Raw genomic sequence first — 16,611 nt, 5'->3', positions numbered from 1 at the left:
AGTTTTGTGTGTGAATTATCTATTCGCAATAACCCCCTTCCGTTTGCCTGTGCCCCGTATCCGCGAATTCCCTGCCAATTGAGCCTTGATTTTTGATAACTCTTCAAGCAGATCATTGTTTTGTTTTTCCAACTGTTCGGTCCTTTTAACCAGCGCCTGAATGGCAATCAGATTAACACCATCAAAATCAGCTTGGTTAATCGTCGTATCCGTTCCGATCGTTCCGTAAGCATCCTGGCCAAATGCGTTATAGAAATCCTGAGCCATCGGCCCATAATGCCGGAGCGTTTTAGGATCCTGGCCTTTATAGTTCCAGGAGGTCAGGTTCATTTTGCTGATCTTTTGCAAGAAATCCTCGCCATTGACAGGAGCGAAGTTTTCCTTTTTGTTGACGTCAGAAGTAACCTGCCAGGCATTTCCATTGGCTGGAAGCAGGACTCCGACAGTGGCCATATTGTCCGTGTATAATCGGTATCCTCCTGTAAATGCCATTGTCATTTGATTATTAGAAATGCTCTTTACCTGCGTATTTCCATAGCCCAAAACAAAAGAGCCTGATTTACCGTTGGTAGAGCCGTTTCCTATCACGACAGAATTAATTGCATCTGCAATCGCGCCGCTTCCCAATGCAATCGCGTTGTGCCCGCTCGCCAGGGATTGGCTCCCATATGCATATGAATAATTACCTGACGCACTCGTGCTAAAACCACCGGCGAAGGAGCCAATTCCGCTTGCCGATGTACGTTGTCCAAAACAGAAAGCGCTGTTCCCGCTAGCGAAAGTTTCATAGCCTGCAGCGAATGAAAAAGCTCCAAACCCTTGCGGATCGAGTCCACCGACTCCTATACGCTGCCCAATTGATCGAAAAGCCCCTTTGCTCTGAGCCCATAGCAGACCATACTCTACGGGCTCCGGTGCGCTGGGGTCGTAAAACGGATCGTTTTCGGCGGGTAGTTGGGGCGTTGAGATTAAAAATGACCCATCATAAACATGCAATTTCTCCTGGGGAGTTGTAGTCCCTATCCCAACCTGAGCCTCGGAAAAGTGTGCAATTAAACTCAGAGCCATTGCACCCAATGCAATGCACCCTGCATTCTTTAAGTGTTTCATCGTGCGTGATTGTAAAAGTTAACATTTGACATTTTTATGCCGAATGTCAGCCAATTACCTTACAGTCACACAGATCGATACCCAAGTGGTACTTCATGTTTATTTACCGGAATATAGCTACTTCGCCGATACTACTTTTGAATCGCCAGTATACGTTTCTTCTTCCTTCCCTGGTCAGATCGAGCCTCTGCTAGCTCAGCCTTGATGGTAGCAATTTCCAAACTCATTTCTTCCATTCTTCGAATCAATGCCTGGACTGCGATCAGGTTCACGCCATCGAAATCCGCCTGGTTAATCGTCGTATCCGTCCCGATGGTACCATATGCATCCTGCCCGAACGCCTTGTAAAAATCCTGCGCCATTGGCCCGTAGTGCCGATATTGCTTAGGATCCTGGCCTTTGTAGTTCCAGGATGTCAGATTCATTTTGCTGATTTTTTGCAAAAAGTCTTCACCATTCACGGGAGCGAAGTTTTCCTTTTTGTTGACGTCTGAAACCATCGACCATGAGTTCCCATTAGGGGACAGAAAAACACCTGTCCCGGCATTTGCACTAGTAAAAAACTTGTATCCCCCTGCGAACCGCATCATCATCTGGTGATCGACATCGTTCTGTGAAGCACCTGTACCGTCCCCAAATATGAATGAGCCATTCTTATTGTTGGTTGAAACCTGATAACCCATTGCAACGGAACGATCTCCGCTGGCTATGGAGTACGTTCCGTGCGCGAACGACTGTAAACCACTTGCAAGGGAACTATACCCTGTTGCCAGCGAAGCTCTCCCATTTGCCTCTGTTTTGATTCCCAATGCTGTCCCTGCGATGCCTTTTGCAAAGACTTCAAACCCTGACGCAAACGAAAAATCTGCTACTGCCATCGGATCCAAAAAGCCTGAGCCGACAACTTGATTTACTACCCTGAGAGCACCCTTATCGTGAAACCATTTGATTCCGTATTCGACAAACTCTGGATTGGACGGGTCATAAAATGGATTTTTTTGCGGATCCATATTTTTACTCGTGCCCAAAATCGACCCATCGTGAACATGTAGCATCGCTTGCGGCAAAGTGGTCCCGATCCCCACCTGCGCCTCCGAAACATGCGTAACCAAACTCAGGCCAACGGCACTCAATGCCACCTTCCCCGCTCTCATTATTTTTTTCATCGTGCGTGATTGTAAAAGTTTAACATTTGACATAAAATGCCCGAATGTCAGTCAATTGACCTACAATCACACAGATCGATACCCAAGTGGTACTGACCATTTATTTCCCGGAATCAGGGCTGGTAGTGATAGTTTCCCCGACCCGCTGGCGCCGCATCACCATTCAGCCAGAAATCCATTACATCTCCGTCATTTTGCATATTATCACTCCATTTAAATTCAAAATCAGGTTCGCCGGAAATACCCAGCAGCGATTTCGGCACTTTGATTTCCAGCTTGTTTCCTGAAACAGAGTAGTCGACTTCCGCGGCCTTTTGCCAGTTCCAGGCAGCATCCGTTTTTTCCACAATGGCTTTCTGCTCCGGGTTAATGCGGTTAATCACGATATCATAGCCTTCCCAGCCGGTATTCTTGTCCCGATCGGTGTTGATAAAGAGCCGCATCCAACCCGGGTCAGTGGGGGCGCTGAGCGGTTTCGCCGTTTCAACATAAAAATAAATGTGGTCCTGGTCGCGGGCGACTTTGGATAGGACAATATCATTGCGTCCCGTGGTATTGCGATAGAGCATACTTCCCCAGCCCGGGCTATTGCGGTGAAGCGTGCTGCCTTTGTGGGCCTTGAATGCCGGCAAAATGCTTTCCCATTCTTTGAACTGCCCATCTATTTTAACGGTAACCGCCTTTGAGGATCGCTGCGGCGCAGGCAAACCCTTGAAACGCCGGATATTGGCAACCATCTGGTAGTAATAGTTATCGCCATGCCCGCCTTTCATCGGCTCGATGTCGCGGCTGCCCTCCTGGTCAAATTCGTCGGGAAATGCATTGGTTTGCTGCTGCCATACCTCGTAGCGGCCGGCGATCCATTCGTTCCAGCCGGTAATGAATACCAGTTCGGGGTTGATTTCCAGTGCGCGGTCCCACTGTTCCTGGAAATTATGCCCGTAATTCACCGCGCCTGCATCGGTAATGTGCCCTCTCGCATGCGTATAGCTGCGCCCGAAAGAGCCGGTGGCATTCAATGCAGTAAGGCCGCGTTCTTTGGTCCAATTTTGCGCGACGCCCACCGTGGCCTGCTCGAAACTGCCATCGGCATTCTTTTTAAAACCATGCTGCGGATAAATTTCCAGCCATCCCCAATGATCGGGTTTCTCGGGGCCTTTGTTGTACACCGGCTGGCCGGGGCGGAATGTAAAGAACTCCCGCATTTCTTTTTCAAGTTCCGGCTGCGCCGATTGACCTTTAATCGTTTCGGTAAATGCCGGATCGGCCATGATGAAGGGCTTTCCTTTCCATCGGAACCACAGGTCCTTGTATTTACCGGGCTTGTAAAGGTCGCGGTAGATTTCGCGGATGATCTCCTTGCCGCCGTCACTCACCCAAAACGGCAGCATAAATGCAATTTGCGGGGTATTCACCCCATCTTTTCGTGCCTGCGTGAATACCTCGCATAGCTTCATATAAGACTCCTTCCAGGTGATATTGCCATTGGTACAATCAAAAATGATCATATCCACGCCAGCATCGGCTAGCATTTCGGCGTGTTTGCGCAGTACCCATTCGTCGGTGTCGATGTAATAGCCAAACAGCGGCTCAGCCCAAAACCACGGACTGTTGCGCTTCGGCCATATCGGATTCTTGAAATCGTGGACCGCCTTCGGATCCCGTGCGAGGTATTCGGTCACGTTCAGCGGAGGATTGTTTTTGGCCTGCTGCGTGTGCCAGGTCCAATAAAAAAGCCCCACAAATTTATCCTTTTTCAAATCGCCTACTTCGGCGTGGTCCGGCAGTTTGCGGCCCACGGCGTCGGTGGCGGTCACGTCGGCGGTGTAATTCTGGGCAAATGCATTCGGGATGAAAAATCCCGAAAATAATATCCACACTATTTTACCGTATCTGATTTTCATGTTCAACAATTCTTGCGGTGCGCTGCACCTTATTGCGAATGTTATTTTCCTGATGTTCTACAATTCTTGCGGTGCGCTGCACCTTATTGCGAATGTTATCTTCCTGATGTTCTACAATTCTTGCGGTGCGCTGCACCTTGTTGCGAATGTTATCTTCCTGATGTTCTACAATTCTTGCGGTGCGCTGCACCTTGTTGCGAATGTTATCTTCCTAATGTTTCACCGTGCTCCTATTGATTTACAATAAAATTAAACCGCCCTCCCGGCGCGGCATCCCCATTGACATACCAGTCGAGCGGGTTACCGTCTTCCTGCATATTGTCCGACCATTTGAATTCCAGGTTCAAAGGGGTTTTCAAATTGGTAAGATAAGCGCGTGGGATGGTCACCATCATCCGGTTTCCCTGTACCTGATAGGTCACTTTCTTCACATCGTACCAGTTGCCGCCGCGGTATTGCTGCAAAGTATTCCCTGCCACAATGCGGTAATCGTAACCTTTCCAGCCGGTACTGGGCCTGCGGTCGGTATCCAGGTAGAGGCGCATCCAGTCGTCACCGGAGTTAGGCGTTATTTCAGCGGTGGTTTGGGCGTAGAAATAGAGGTTTTTAGCGTCATGCGCCACTTTCAGCTGGTCGAAATCGTTCCGCCCGGTTTGGTTCACGTATGTATGCGCGGGCTCGGTTTGCGCGCCTGGGTGGTTACGCGCCTGCGTGTCGCCGATGTAATCCCGGTAGGTAAGCGTTATGGTCTTCCAGTCGTCGAGTGCTTTGATGGTTTGGCCATTACCCAGCGCGGCATTAGCTTCCACCCCCTTATACCGACGAATATTCCCCACAAGCTGCATATAGTAATGATCTTTCAATCCGGCTGTCAGCGAAGGTTCAATATCACGGCTGTACTCCGGACTGGCCTGATCGCAGAACCACGAATGCTCCGGGTTCTTGTCGTGGCTCGGGAATTTGCCGGCAATCCATTCGTTCCAGCCCGTTACATAGATAAATGGCGTGTTTTGTTTGATGGCGTAGTCCCATTGTTCCTGCACATTGTAGCCGTAAACAATATCCTTTTTGGGATCGCCGTGCGAGCCATTCCGGTAGCTGCGGCCCCAGTTATCCATGTTGCCATAAAAGGCGGAGCCGCCCATTCCGGCTGTCGGGTTCGGGTGCTGGGCTACCGACACGTTGATGATCTCCCCTTCTCCTTTTGTATTATAATGTACCTTCTGCGGACGCGTGAACGAAATCCATGGCCAGCCATTCACCTTCTGTTTCTCGGTGGGCCATTGCGATTCCCGGAAAGTAAAGAACGATTCGAAATTCTTGCCTTTGGCTTCACTGGTAATGCCGATGATCAGCGGTTTGCCGTCGAGCAGGTACCAGCAATCAGGATGCCGGTAGGGAGCACCTTCTTTGTAAAACATATCATAGGCCTCCTGCATGGTTTCACCCGATTGTGTATTGGTATAAAACACAATTTTAGGCGCATTACGCCCCTGCGCACGCACGGCATCCACGGCTTTCATAAGCACATCGGCTTGCTTGGGATAAGTAAGCCTGTTGGTAGCATCAATAACGAGGAAATCTACCCCGGCATCGGTCAGAAGTTGGATGCTGCGAAGGTGGACCCAGTAATCGTCTGCCTTATAATATCCGTAGATAGGCTGTCCCCAGTAGTACATTCCCACGTTGCTCTTCGGATCGCCGCCCCAATTGGGATGGTCGAAATCTTCGAGCACTTCGGGATGTTTGGAAACGATTTCGCTGAGGTCCCAGGCTCTGGCCGGTGCCGCATCATGCCACAAAAAATAGAACATACCCACTTGCCGGTTGGCTTTCGGATTGCCTACGGCATCGTTTTGCGGTAAGGTACGCCCAAGATCGTCCGTACCAGCAAGCGGCTGGGCCTGCACGGTACGGATCACCAACAAAAGAAAAATGAAGAAATATAGCGTTACGTGTTTTTGCATTGATTCAGTCGTTTTGATGAGCGTTTGAGACATTACTGCGGCTTTTGCCGTTACGGGCTATCGTCAAGTTGTCTGACCGCCGATAGCTAATGGCCGACAGCCGACTGCCTTTTTCTCAATCCAGCCAGCCCGGGTTCTGCCAGTCGCTGCCCGAGAGGCCGATGATCTTGTCGACTTCGCTCTGGTCGATCGGGTACATCAGGTACTTATCCGAGAATGCGTTGCGGTTCTGAAATTTAAAGCGCTTGTAGACAAAGCTGGAGCCGCTTTTGGTAATACGCATGCCTGTTACGAAGCGGTCGGTCTGATCGAGGATTTTCCAGCGGCGGACGTCGAAAAAGCGGTGTTCCTCAAATGCCAATTCAATGCGGCGCTCATTACGGTATTTTTTCTCAAATGCCTCCTTGCTCATACCCAACGGAAAGCCCGGCATTCCTGCACGGGTACGCACGGCATTCACCGCTTCCCGGGCCGACATGGAGAATACACCCGCCTTCACAGGCACATCCGGCCCAGCCGACTGGTATGCCGACTCCGCGAAATTCAGATACAGTTCCGCCAGCCTCAGCAAACGCACTGCCCCGTCGGCGTCATTATCCTGTCCCGACCGGAAGTTGTTGAATTTCCTCAAATAGTAGCCCGTACGGGTATGCTTCCGGTTGATATCCGAAATCTCCTCGGCACCGCCCACGAATGTCTCCACTTTCTTCCCAGCCGGCTGATCCAGGTTACGAACAGCGCCATTGTAATAAATAGATGCGTAAAAACGCGGGTCACGGCCCGCATAGGGATCATCTTCTTTGTATCCCGATTTTGCATTGACTATGGGGACTGTCCGGCTTTCGTCGGAATAACCGGTAATCGGCGCTTCGCCGTTGGCCATTTCGTAGGCATCCACCAGCTCCTGCGTCGGGCACGGGCCGGTGCGCTCCATACCCGGGTTGGTAGGCATGCCTGCATAGCGCCACACCTGCATTTTGTCACCTACGTGGTAAATGGTTTCTTTGTCGGTAGCACGCTGGTCGTTAGAGCTGGTGAAGAAAAAGAGTGCATAGGCATTCTGAGCGATATTGGCAGCTGGTTTCTCGTCGAAGAGCCGGTAGCCATTAGCCAGGCATTGCGACAGTGCCTCTGCATTGATCTCCGTCGCCTTCGCCCAGGTGTAGGTACCGTCGCTCCAGAGCGGGGAAGCGGCGTAGGTCACGGCCTGGCTTTTGACCGCATAAGCCACCGCCCGCGTCATAATCCCGTATTGATTGTCATAAATCTCCCAGGGCAAGCCCTCACGCGTGGCCGGGTAAGACAATGCTTTATCACAATCCGACAAAATGAATGTCACTACCTCCGAAAACTTCGCGCGTTTGTCGGTCGAGAAGTCATGGTCGATGCCCAGCGGTTTATCAAAAATCGGGACGCCGCCGTAGCGTTTGATCAGTTGCAGGTAATACAATGCCCGCAGCGTGTGCGCCTGCGCTGTCCAGGCATTTTTCTCGCCCTCGCTCGCATATACGGGAGCAGTTTTAATGTTTTCAATAAATACATTGCATTTGCGGATGCCCTCGTACAAATCCCCCCACGGACTGCCGTCAGCAGAGTTTTGTCCATAAGTATTGGAGGTGACATTGCCTCCGTACCACACGATATAGCGGGAACCGGGTGTAATGTCGTCGGCATCCTGAGCCTCGTCAGTGAACGATGCGCGGTCCATGTAGGGTTTGGGAACGTAGCCGTAGCACGAATTCAGGTAGCCGCGGGTCCGGTTGTAATCGCTGAAAACCTGGTCCATGGTAATGCGGCCGTCGGTGGGCAAGTCAAGTTGCTCGTTGCAGCCAGCCAGCATGCCGGCGATCCCCGAAGCGAGCACAAGTAGTTTATATTTTTTCATATCCAAAAACCTGATTTAGAAAGTCACACTGATACCCGCATTGTAAACCCGGTACACAGGAAAAGCCAGGTACCCATCGCCTTCGGGGCCAAAATCACCGGACTTCATTTTGTCCCAGGTAATGAGGTTCTGCCCGCTTACCAGCACCCGCAGTTTATCCGCGCGGATCAATTTGGATATCGAAAGCGGCAGCGTGTAAGATAGCTCCACGTTTTTCAACCGCACATACGAGCGGTCGTACAGGTAGTAATCGCTCCCTACGTGGTTCACAGTCCGCGCCAGCGATAATGCCGGCGAGGTAATCTTCTCTCCTGCTGCATAGCGCTCCGCCGTCCATGCATTGCGGTGTAGTGAGCCGAACACGCCGTCGTAATCGGTTTCGAAAACGCCCGTCCCGCCATACATGGCAGAATAGTTTCCCACGCCCTGGAACAGCACGCTCAGGTCGAAATTGTGATAAGTGATACCAGCTGAAATGCCATAGACCACGCTGGGTAACATGCCCGTACCGATCGGCGCCTTGTCGCGCTCGTCGATTTTGCCGTCAGCATTGAGGTCCTGGTATTTCAAATCGCCGGGGCGGGGCGTCCCGAAACTGTATGCGAGGTTGCTGTTATCGATTTCCTGCTGCGAATTGAAAAAGCCGTTTCCATTGCTGTAATCCACGCGGTAACCGAATGCCTGCCCGAATGCGTAACCTTCTTCCCATTTACGATAGGCATAATCCTCCGTTTTACGCGCCTCGTTCCAGCTGACGATCTTGTTTTTAGCATAGCTCAGCATCAGGCCCGCATGGACGGAAAGGTCTTTATTTAACCTTTTGGCATAACTCACATCGATATCCACGCCCTTGTTCTCGAAAATACCCGCATTGATTTTGGGATAATTCTCCAAAGGAATGCCCTGGTAAAGCGGGATCGTCGACAGCGCACCCACCACCATGTTGTCCATCCGTTCCCTGAACACATCCACCGACACCGAGAATGCGTTCAGCAAGCCGAGGTCAATTCCGAAGTTCTGCTTTTTGGAAACTTCCGCACGGATATTCGGATTCCCCACCTGTCCTTCCTCGACCAGGTATTGCAGGGAACCGATCGGCCCGCCGCCCTTGACGGTCACATTGTCCAGGTAGGCGAAGCGCATCAGCCCGCTTTGGTCGTTGGCGGTTTTGCCGTACGAAGCGCGGAATTTCAGGTTGGTCAGGAATGCATTGTTCTTCAAAAACGGCTCGTTGGACACCACCCACGCCGCCGAAACTGCGGGTGTGCTGGTATAGCGCACATTCCGCGCATATTGCTCCGAACCCGAATAACCGAGGTCGAGCTTCACCAAATAGCAATTATCGAACCCGTAAGAAATCTCAAATCCTGAGCTTACGCGGTTGTAGGGAAGCAATCCGGGCGATGAATTATCAGCCTTTGTCAGGTTTTGATAAAACATATAGGCCATTCCACCTACCCGGTGCCGTCCGAAATCGCGCTTGTAGTTTGCCGCAATGTTGTAGGTAAGGTGGTAATAGTAGGAATGACCTTTGGAATAAGCCAGCGGTGTGTTGTTTTGAGCGCCTTTTTTGGCGAATATCAATGCCGAATCGCTCGTCTGTACCCAGCGTTCATAATCCTGCTTAGTGGAAAGGCTGCCCACCGAATTGGTCTGGTAAGCCATGGTACCCGTCAGGTTGAGGCCTTTCGTGAGAAAACCCATATCGAGATCTAAACCAAACTGAGACACGATATTGGTGACGGTATGCCTCGTGTACCCCGTGCGATTGAGCATACCGTAGGTTGGTGATTCTACGCGTTCGGTTGTAATCACTTTCCCTCCGGCATCTAGCACTTCGCCCGATGTGCTGGTTACCGCCGGCGTCACCGGGCCGTAAACGGTCGGCGGGATCTGGAAAATACTGCTGTAAACCTCCGCATTGCTTGCGCCGCCCGGCGTGCGCTCGCGCTTCACATTACCCGCGAGACGGATAAATGCTTTCAGATAGCGGTTCAGGCTCATATCGATGTTGGAGCGGTAATTGACCCAGATATTGTTCGCATTTGGATCGTAGCGAGGTTGGTCGGTTTTGAAATAGCCGCCCTGGTGCATGAAGTTGATGTTCGAGAAAAACTGCACCTTATCGTTGCCGCCCGTCACATTCACACTCGCACGCTGCATGGCCGCGAAGTTTTTGAGATAGCGGTCATACCAGTTGTTATTCGGGTACAAATCGCGGTTTTGTCCTGAGCGGTAACCTTCGATCTGCTGCTGGCTGAACAGGTAATTCGCCCCCAAACCATCGTTTAATGCGGCCTGGTTGCGCATTTCGGCATATTCTGCGGCATTGTAAAAGGCAGGCTTCGTCGTAACCTGCTGCATGGATTGGTCGAAGCGCGTTTTGATTTGCAAAGGGCCCCTCCTGCCGCGCTTGGTTGTGATTACCAACAGGCCATTTGCGCCCTGAATACCGTACAATGCCTGCGTGGAAGCATCTTTCAGCACCGTAATGGATTCGATTTCATTGGCGGTGATGTATTCCAGTGTCTGGTTACTGTTATAAGCATTGATAATGCCATCGATGATCACCAGCGGGCCGGATGTGCGGGCCGCCGACAAGCCTCGGATGGAAAGGTTCGTCGTTGCGCGCGAGAGCTCGGAGAATGCCTCCTGTGTGGTAAGGCCCGAAAGCCGGCCCGCCAAAGTTTGCGTCAGATTGGCGACGGGCGATTTTTCGAGCTCCTCTCCCTTCACAGTCGATACCGCGCCGGAGAGTTCGCTGCGCAGCTGAGAAGTGTAACCAAGCTGTACCACCTCATCTTTGAAATGCGCGTCCCATTTCAAACGCACGTCCATTTCCTGCTTTCCCGAAAGGGCGACCTTCTCATTACCGTAGCCGTACAGCGAGAATACCAGCGCACGGCTACCATCGTCGACCGACACAGTAAATTCTCCTTTGATATTGGTAGACGTCCCGTTTTTGCCGTTTTCAGAAAGGATGGTCACACCCGCAAGCGGCTGACCGGACTCGTTCAGCACCGTACCCACCACCGTCGCGGTAAATTCCTGTGCGTAAAGCGGCATACCAGCCAGCAGGCAAGCCAATGCCATGATTAATTTCGATTTGATAAAATGTATCATATTCTTGAAGATCTAGTCTTTGAAGCCATGATTACCAACCCGCATTTTGCCAGTCGGCCCCGGTAATGGAACGGAGGCGGTTCGCTTCGTTCAGCGGGATGGGCACCCACAGGAACTTGTTGGTATAGTTCTTGCGCTCGGTGGCGCGCACCGGCCTGCGGGCGTATGTGAAAGAGCCGTCGGCATTGCGGGTGATTTCCATAGCAGTTACCCAGCGGTCCGTTTTTGAGAGATCATCGGTCGGTTTCGACCAGCGCCGGAGATCGAAATAGCGGTTTTCCTCCATGGCCAGCTCCACCCGACGCTCGGCGCGAATGCGCCTGATTAAATCCGCTTTCGAAAGTGAGGCGGGTAGTGCAGGCATGCCGGCCCGGGCGCGGATCTCATTCACGGCCTTCGCGGCATCGGCCAGCTGACCGGCCTCTGCGGCGGCTTCGGCAAAGTTGAGGATTACCTCACCCAGGCGGAACAGCTTCCAGTTGGCCCCGGCAATGGGGTTATCCCCACCGGAATTCGGATGGAGGAACTTCCGCTCGTAGTAGCCTGTGCGGGTAGCCTTGCGTGTGCTCGGGTGAATGCCCGTCTGCGGCTCGTTTTTGTAAGTAGCGATCACGCGGGTACGGTTTCCGATCGGGGCGGGGTAATTTTCAAAAGACTCCGGCGCTTCGGCAAAGTTCCACATGGCTTTTCTTTTGGAACCATTGTAATAAATGGAAGCGTAAAAACGCGGGTCCCGTTTAGCATAAGGGTTTTTCGGATCGTAGGTTTTGTTGGCCGTGTTATAATTCGGTTGCAAATGCTGCTCGTCGAGGTAAGGCTTATCGAGGTCGAGTACCGGCTGACCGTCGATGGTTTCATAGGCATCCACGAGTTCCTGTGTAGGACAGGTGCCCGATTTGTAGCCGTCCTGCGAGCCTATTCCGTCGATATTCCAGATATTCCCCTGGTTTTCGCGGCTCTGAAAAATCGTTTCACGGTCCACCGGATTGGGTGCGTACTTCATCGTTTGGGTGAAATACTCGTTGTAAAGCGCCGTTTTCTCGTTCTTATCCGGCCCGAGGAATGCCACGTCCGACAAATAGGTCTGTGGCAGGTTCACTTTGTTATAGAGCTCGTACCCATTCGCCCGCAGGTTTTCCAAAGATGTTTTATTCACCTGATAAGCCTCCTGCCAGTAATCCTTGCCGGCATTGTTGAGCGGGCTGGCCGCAAAAAGGATCATTTTGGATTTGATCGCCTCCGCCAGCGCCTTGTTCACGCGGCCGCCTTCGCTGTCGGTCGTAATGCGCCAGGGAAGTTCGGCTGTGCTTAATGCCACGTCGCAATCTTCCATAATGAACTTGACAACCTCATAATAGCCGGCTTTTGTGACGTTCGAAAAGTCCTGCTGAAAGTCGTATGGCTCACGCTCGATCGGCAGCACGGCACCAAACCATTTCAGCAGTTCGGAATAATAATAGGCGCGAAGCAAATGTGCCTCGGCTTTCCAGCGGGCCCGGTCGGCCGGGTTGCGGACCGTGGCCTTGTCGATGCGGCTGATGAACAACGTACAGTTGCGGATAGCACTCCAATAGCGGGCCCAGTACTCCCCATTTCCGGCATCCGCGCTGATGTTGGTGATCGGGTGGTTGCCGGCGGAAGCGTCGCCGTTATACATCCGTCCTGACATAATCCAGGATTCGGCCTCGGCGTCAGTATCCCAGCTCTCGTCGCTCCAATTCACAGGTCCGCGGCTCCAAAAGAAATACCGCGTACCTTTTACAGGGATATTGGCATAGCAGCTGTTCAGGAATGCGCCGGTTTTATCGTTATCGGCGAAAATCTCGTCCATGGTCAGTTTGCCATCCGGGGCCATGTCCAGCACGTCCTTGCAGGAAGTGACCGTGAGCATCACCAGTATCAACGCATATCGTAAAGCTCTCATTCTCATATTGCGGCGCTATTAGAAAGTGATATTCAAACCGAAATTGGCCATTTTCGTAACCGGGTAACCCAGCGAAGCATCGTTCTCGGGGTCGAGGTGGCCCATCTTCAAGTGCGCCCAGGTGAGGTAGTTCTGCGCGCTTACATACACCCGCATTTTGCTCACGCCCACGGCCTTCAAAGCGCCTGCGGGCAGCGTGTAACCCAGTACCAGGTTTTTCAGGCGGGTGAACGAGCGGTTCATGACGAAAAAGTCATTCGCGTTATGGTTGGTATTGCTATGCGTGCTGAGGGCCGGATAGGTGATCTTCTCGCCGGCGGCATACCTTTCGGGTGTCCAGGCTGTTTTGTGGTAGTCAAAATAGGTTCCCCGGATAATGTACTCGTACACCCCCTGCTGGGAATAGTTGCTGGAATATTTGCCTACCCCCTGAAAGAATGTAGTGAGATCGAAGCCCCTATATTCGAAAGTGAGCGAGAGGCCGTAGATCACGCGCGGAATGTTGGAATAGCCAATCGGCGCCTGGTCTTTGTCGTTGATCACGCCATCCTTGTTCAGGTCGATGTATTTGAAATCGCCTACCCTCGGTTCGCCAAAACCATAAGTGGTCGTTTTGAGGTAGCTGTCCAGCTCTTCTTTTGAATTGAAATACCCGTTCCCATTGCTGTAATCGATTTTATAACCCCACGACTGGTTGAGCGAAAAGCCGGTGGAACGATAGCGGTAGGCATAAGTTTCGTCCCGCGCGGACTCGTCGAGAAACTTCACGGTGTTGTGGTTGTAACCGTAGTTTCCGGAAACCATCACCCTGAAATCCTTGGAGAATGCCTTGTTATAGGACAATTCCAGTTCAAACCCTTTATTATCCACCAAACCCATATTCACTTTGGGGATATTACCGAGGGGCACTCCCTGGAACTCCGGCACCGTTCCGCGGGATATCAGAATATTGCTGCGGCGTTCTTTGAATATATCCACAGAGAGATTGAGATCGCGTAAAACCTGCAAATCGAGTCCATAGTTCTGTTTTTTGGCGATTTCCCACGTGATATTGGGATTTCCCAGCAAGCCCTGGTTGATCGTCTGCCCCAAGCCAAGGCTGGCCAGCGGTCCGTCCCCGCTCAGCGTGATGTTGCTCTGGTAAAGAAACCGCGCACTACCCATTTTATCATTTCCCACTTTGCCGTAGGAAGCCCGCAGTTTCAGATTGGTGATGTAGCGGTTGTTTTTGAGAAAATTCTCGTTACTAATGATCCAGCCTGCCGAAAATGCAGGGAAAAAGCCGTAGCGATGCCCCGGCGCAAACTGCTCGGAACCATTATAGCCCATATTCACCTCCGCCAGATAGCGCTCGTCGTAGCTGTAAGTGGCCCTCGCCGCAACACCCAATACATTGAATGGAATCTCACCGCCTGTCGACTCCCAGGTATCGCGCTGGCCAAGGATCATGCCCGTCACATCGTGCTTACCGAAAGTCCGGGCGTAGTTGATCGAGCCCTGAACGTTGATATTGTAACGAGAATCAGCACCTTTCGTAAGCGTCAGCAGCGATTCATCGGAACGCTTCACGGCATAGCTCAGTTTGTCGTTCACCATATCCACCTCAGCCAGGTAAAGCCTTTCCGATTTCCTGCCCTGCATAGCCGTGGTAGCTTTTGAATCGTATGAAAGCATCCCTTTCAGACTCAAACCTTTTGTAACAATATTGCTGAGGTCCCATTCGGCCCCGAACGACGCGTTCAGGTTCGACCGGACTTCGTTGCGGGCGCCCATGCGGTTCATGATCTCGAATGCGGAACGGTCCATGTAACCCGGGTCGACGATCTGCCCCGGCGCTACGCCGAAGCCATCGATGGTCGTGGGGCCGGGCGTAATGGGCAATATCGTTTGCGCCTGGTAAATGAGGTCGCTCATCATCCAGCCGGTATCACTGTTGCCATAAAGCCACGCGGCGGGCATATTCACCTGTTCAATGTAGCTGCCGATGTTCAGGAAGGACTTCAGCGAATTGGTGACCTTATAATCGAGGTTCGCGCGGAAGTTGTAGCGGTCCATTTTAGCAGCGGGATCATAGCCCAGTACCGATTTCGGTTCGGTATTGAGGTTACCGCCCTGATGCAGGTAGCCGCCATTCACAAAATAGGAAACCTTATCGGTGCCGCCGGTCACGTTCATGTTGACGCGCGTCTGGGGCGCGTACCGTGAGATGTATTCCCGGTAATAGTCGTGATCCGGGTAAATGTATTTTCTCACCATCGCTTTCCGGGCATAATCCGGATCGTTCGGGTCGAGGCCGGCGAGCGGATTGGCATATTTGGCCATTACCTCCGCGGAAAAAGGTAGCGGTGTAATTCCGTCATTTTTGGAAGCCTCATTGCGCAGCGCCATGTATTCGAGCGAATGCAGGCGTTCGGGCTCGCGGGTAAAAGAGGTGAAACTTTGTTCGGCATTGATCGTCAGCTCATTCTTGCCTGCCGTGCCGCGTTTGGTAGTGATCAGGATCACCCCGTTGGCCCCTCTCACGCCGAAAACGGCTGTCGCGGAAGCATCTTTCAAAATGGATACGGAGGCTACCTCGTTAGCGTCGAGCGTGCGGATATTGTCGCGCGGGACACCGTCGATGAGGATCAGCGGACTGCGCCCATTGGTCGTGGCTGCGCCCCGGAGGTACATCGTCGCATCATCGCGTCCCGGCTGGCCCCCACCCGATTGGATGGAGGTCAGGCCCGGTAAGCGTCCCGACAAAGAATTGGCCAAGCTTGCTGATGAACTCTGCTGCAATACTTCCGACGTGACCGACGATACCGAGCCGGTCACTGATACCTTTTTTTGCTCGCCAAAACCTACGACGACCACTTCCTCCAATGCTTTTTCGTCCACTTTCAGGGTAATATCCATATTCGCAGCATTGCCGATGCGGATTTCCTGGCTGATATACCCCACAAAACTGACTATCACAATATCTTTATCCTCGGGTACCGAAAGCTGGTAAATACCCTCGATATTGGTGGAAGTCCCCACCGTTGTCCCCTTTACTACCACGCTCGCGCCGGGAATGGGTTCGCCCTTTTCGTCGAGTACTTTGCCGGTAATATCGCGGTCTGCCTGCTCTCTCGGGATGCTATTTTCAAAGGGTTCTGTCTTTAAAGACGTCTTTTTCTCCACCGCTTTTCGCAGGAGAATGGTCTTTTTAGAAACCTTGTATTCAATCCCCAGCGGGCTGAGCAGCGTTTCGAGTACCGTATCCAGCCGCTGGTTCTGGTAATCGAGCGTCACTTTGCGTTCGGCATGGATTACTTCGGCGCTGTAAATGAAACGGACCTTGGTCTGGCTTTCTATTTTCTCCAACACTTTTTCCATATCCATTTCAGTAACGGATATTGATATACGCTGGCTTAAAATCTCCTGTGCACGCAGGTCTTTGGCCAGCGAGAACTGCATACAGAGCATCCAGAGCAAACACGGGACAATGCTGATTTTCATGATCTGCCAAATGATCTCCTTGTAATGTTTTCCCATAAGTAAAAAGGTT

9 protein-coding genes are annotated in these 16,611 nt (G+C 51.9%); all 9 read right to left on the bottom strand.

Translation table 11 applies throughout. The annotated features are described in order from the left end of the window. Window positions 1-15: 15 nt before the first annotated feature. Window positions 16-1,110 (bottom strand): tail fiber domain-containing protein, encoded by a 1,095-nt coding sequence (locus AC2YIT_RS10685; protein WP_487279170.1) that lies wholly within the window; start codon window positions 1,108-1,110, stop codon window positions 16-18. A 131-nt stretch (window positions 1,111-1,241) separates the two neighbouring features. Beyond that, entirely contained in the window at window positions 1,242-2,276 is a 1,035-nt protein-coding gene (locus AC2YIT_RS10680; RefSeq protein ID WP_487279169.1) for a tail fiber domain-containing protein, read from the bottom strand. A gap of 113 nt (window positions 2,277-2,389) precedes the next feature. Continuing rightward, on the bottom strand, window positions 2,390-4,180 hold the full coding sequence (locus AC2YIT_RS10675) for a hypothetical protein (RefSeq protein WP_487279168.1): 1,791 nt from the start codon (window positions 4,178-4,180) through the stop codon (window positions 2,390-2,392). Then, the gene (locus AC2YIT_RS10670; protein WP_430844547.1) at window positions 4,161-4,370 is read right to left on the bottom strand and encodes a hypothetical protein; all 210 of its coding nucleotides are present in this window, start codon (window positions 4,368-4,370) and stop codon (window positions 4,161-4,163) included. The genes AC2YIT_RS10675 and AC2YIT_RS10670 overlap by 20 nt, the downstream gene beginning before the upstream one ends. Before the next feature lie 40 nt (window positions 4,371-4,410). Further along, window positions 4,411-6,147, bottom strand: a complete 1,737-nt coding sequence (locus tag AC2YIT_RS10665; RefSeq protein ID WP_487279167.1) for a hypothetical protein — start codon at window positions 6,145-6,147, stop codon at window positions 4,411-4,413. A gap of 115 nt (window positions 6,148-6,262) precedes the next feature. Beyond that, window positions 6,263-8,032: a RagB/SusD family nutrient uptake outer membrane protein gene (locus AC2YIT_RS10660; protein ID WP_487279166.1), complete on the bottom strand. Its 1,770-nt coding sequence runs from the start codon at window positions 8,030-8,032 to the stop codon at window positions 6,263-6,265. A 15-nt stretch (window positions 8,033-8,047) separates the two neighbouring features. Continuing rightward, entirely contained in the window at window positions 8,048-11,125 is a 3,078-nt protein-coding gene (locus tag AC2YIT_RS10655) for a SusC/RagA family TonB-linked outer membrane protein (protein WP_487279165.1), read from the bottom strand. Between the two features lie 61 nt (window positions 11,126-11,186). Further along, window positions 11,187-13,085, bottom strand: coding sequence for a RagB/SusD family nutrient uptake outer membrane protein (locus AC2YIT_RS10650; RefSeq protein ID WP_487279164.1), 1,899 nt, complete (start codon window positions 13,083-13,085; stop codon window positions 11,187-11,189). Window positions 13,086-13,097: 12 nt separating this feature from the next. Then, complete coding sequence (locus AC2YIT_RS10645; protein WP_487279163.1) at window positions 13,098-16,598, bottom strand: TonB-dependent receptor; 3,501 nt, start codon at window positions 16,596-16,598, stop codon at window positions 13,098-13,100. Window positions 16,599-16,611: the final 13 nt, after the last annotated feature.

The organism is Dyadobacter sp. SRI_021 (genome assembly GCF_057586235.1).
Note: the sequence above shows the minus strand (reverse complement) of the source record. Positions and strands in the feature narration are given on the sequence as shown.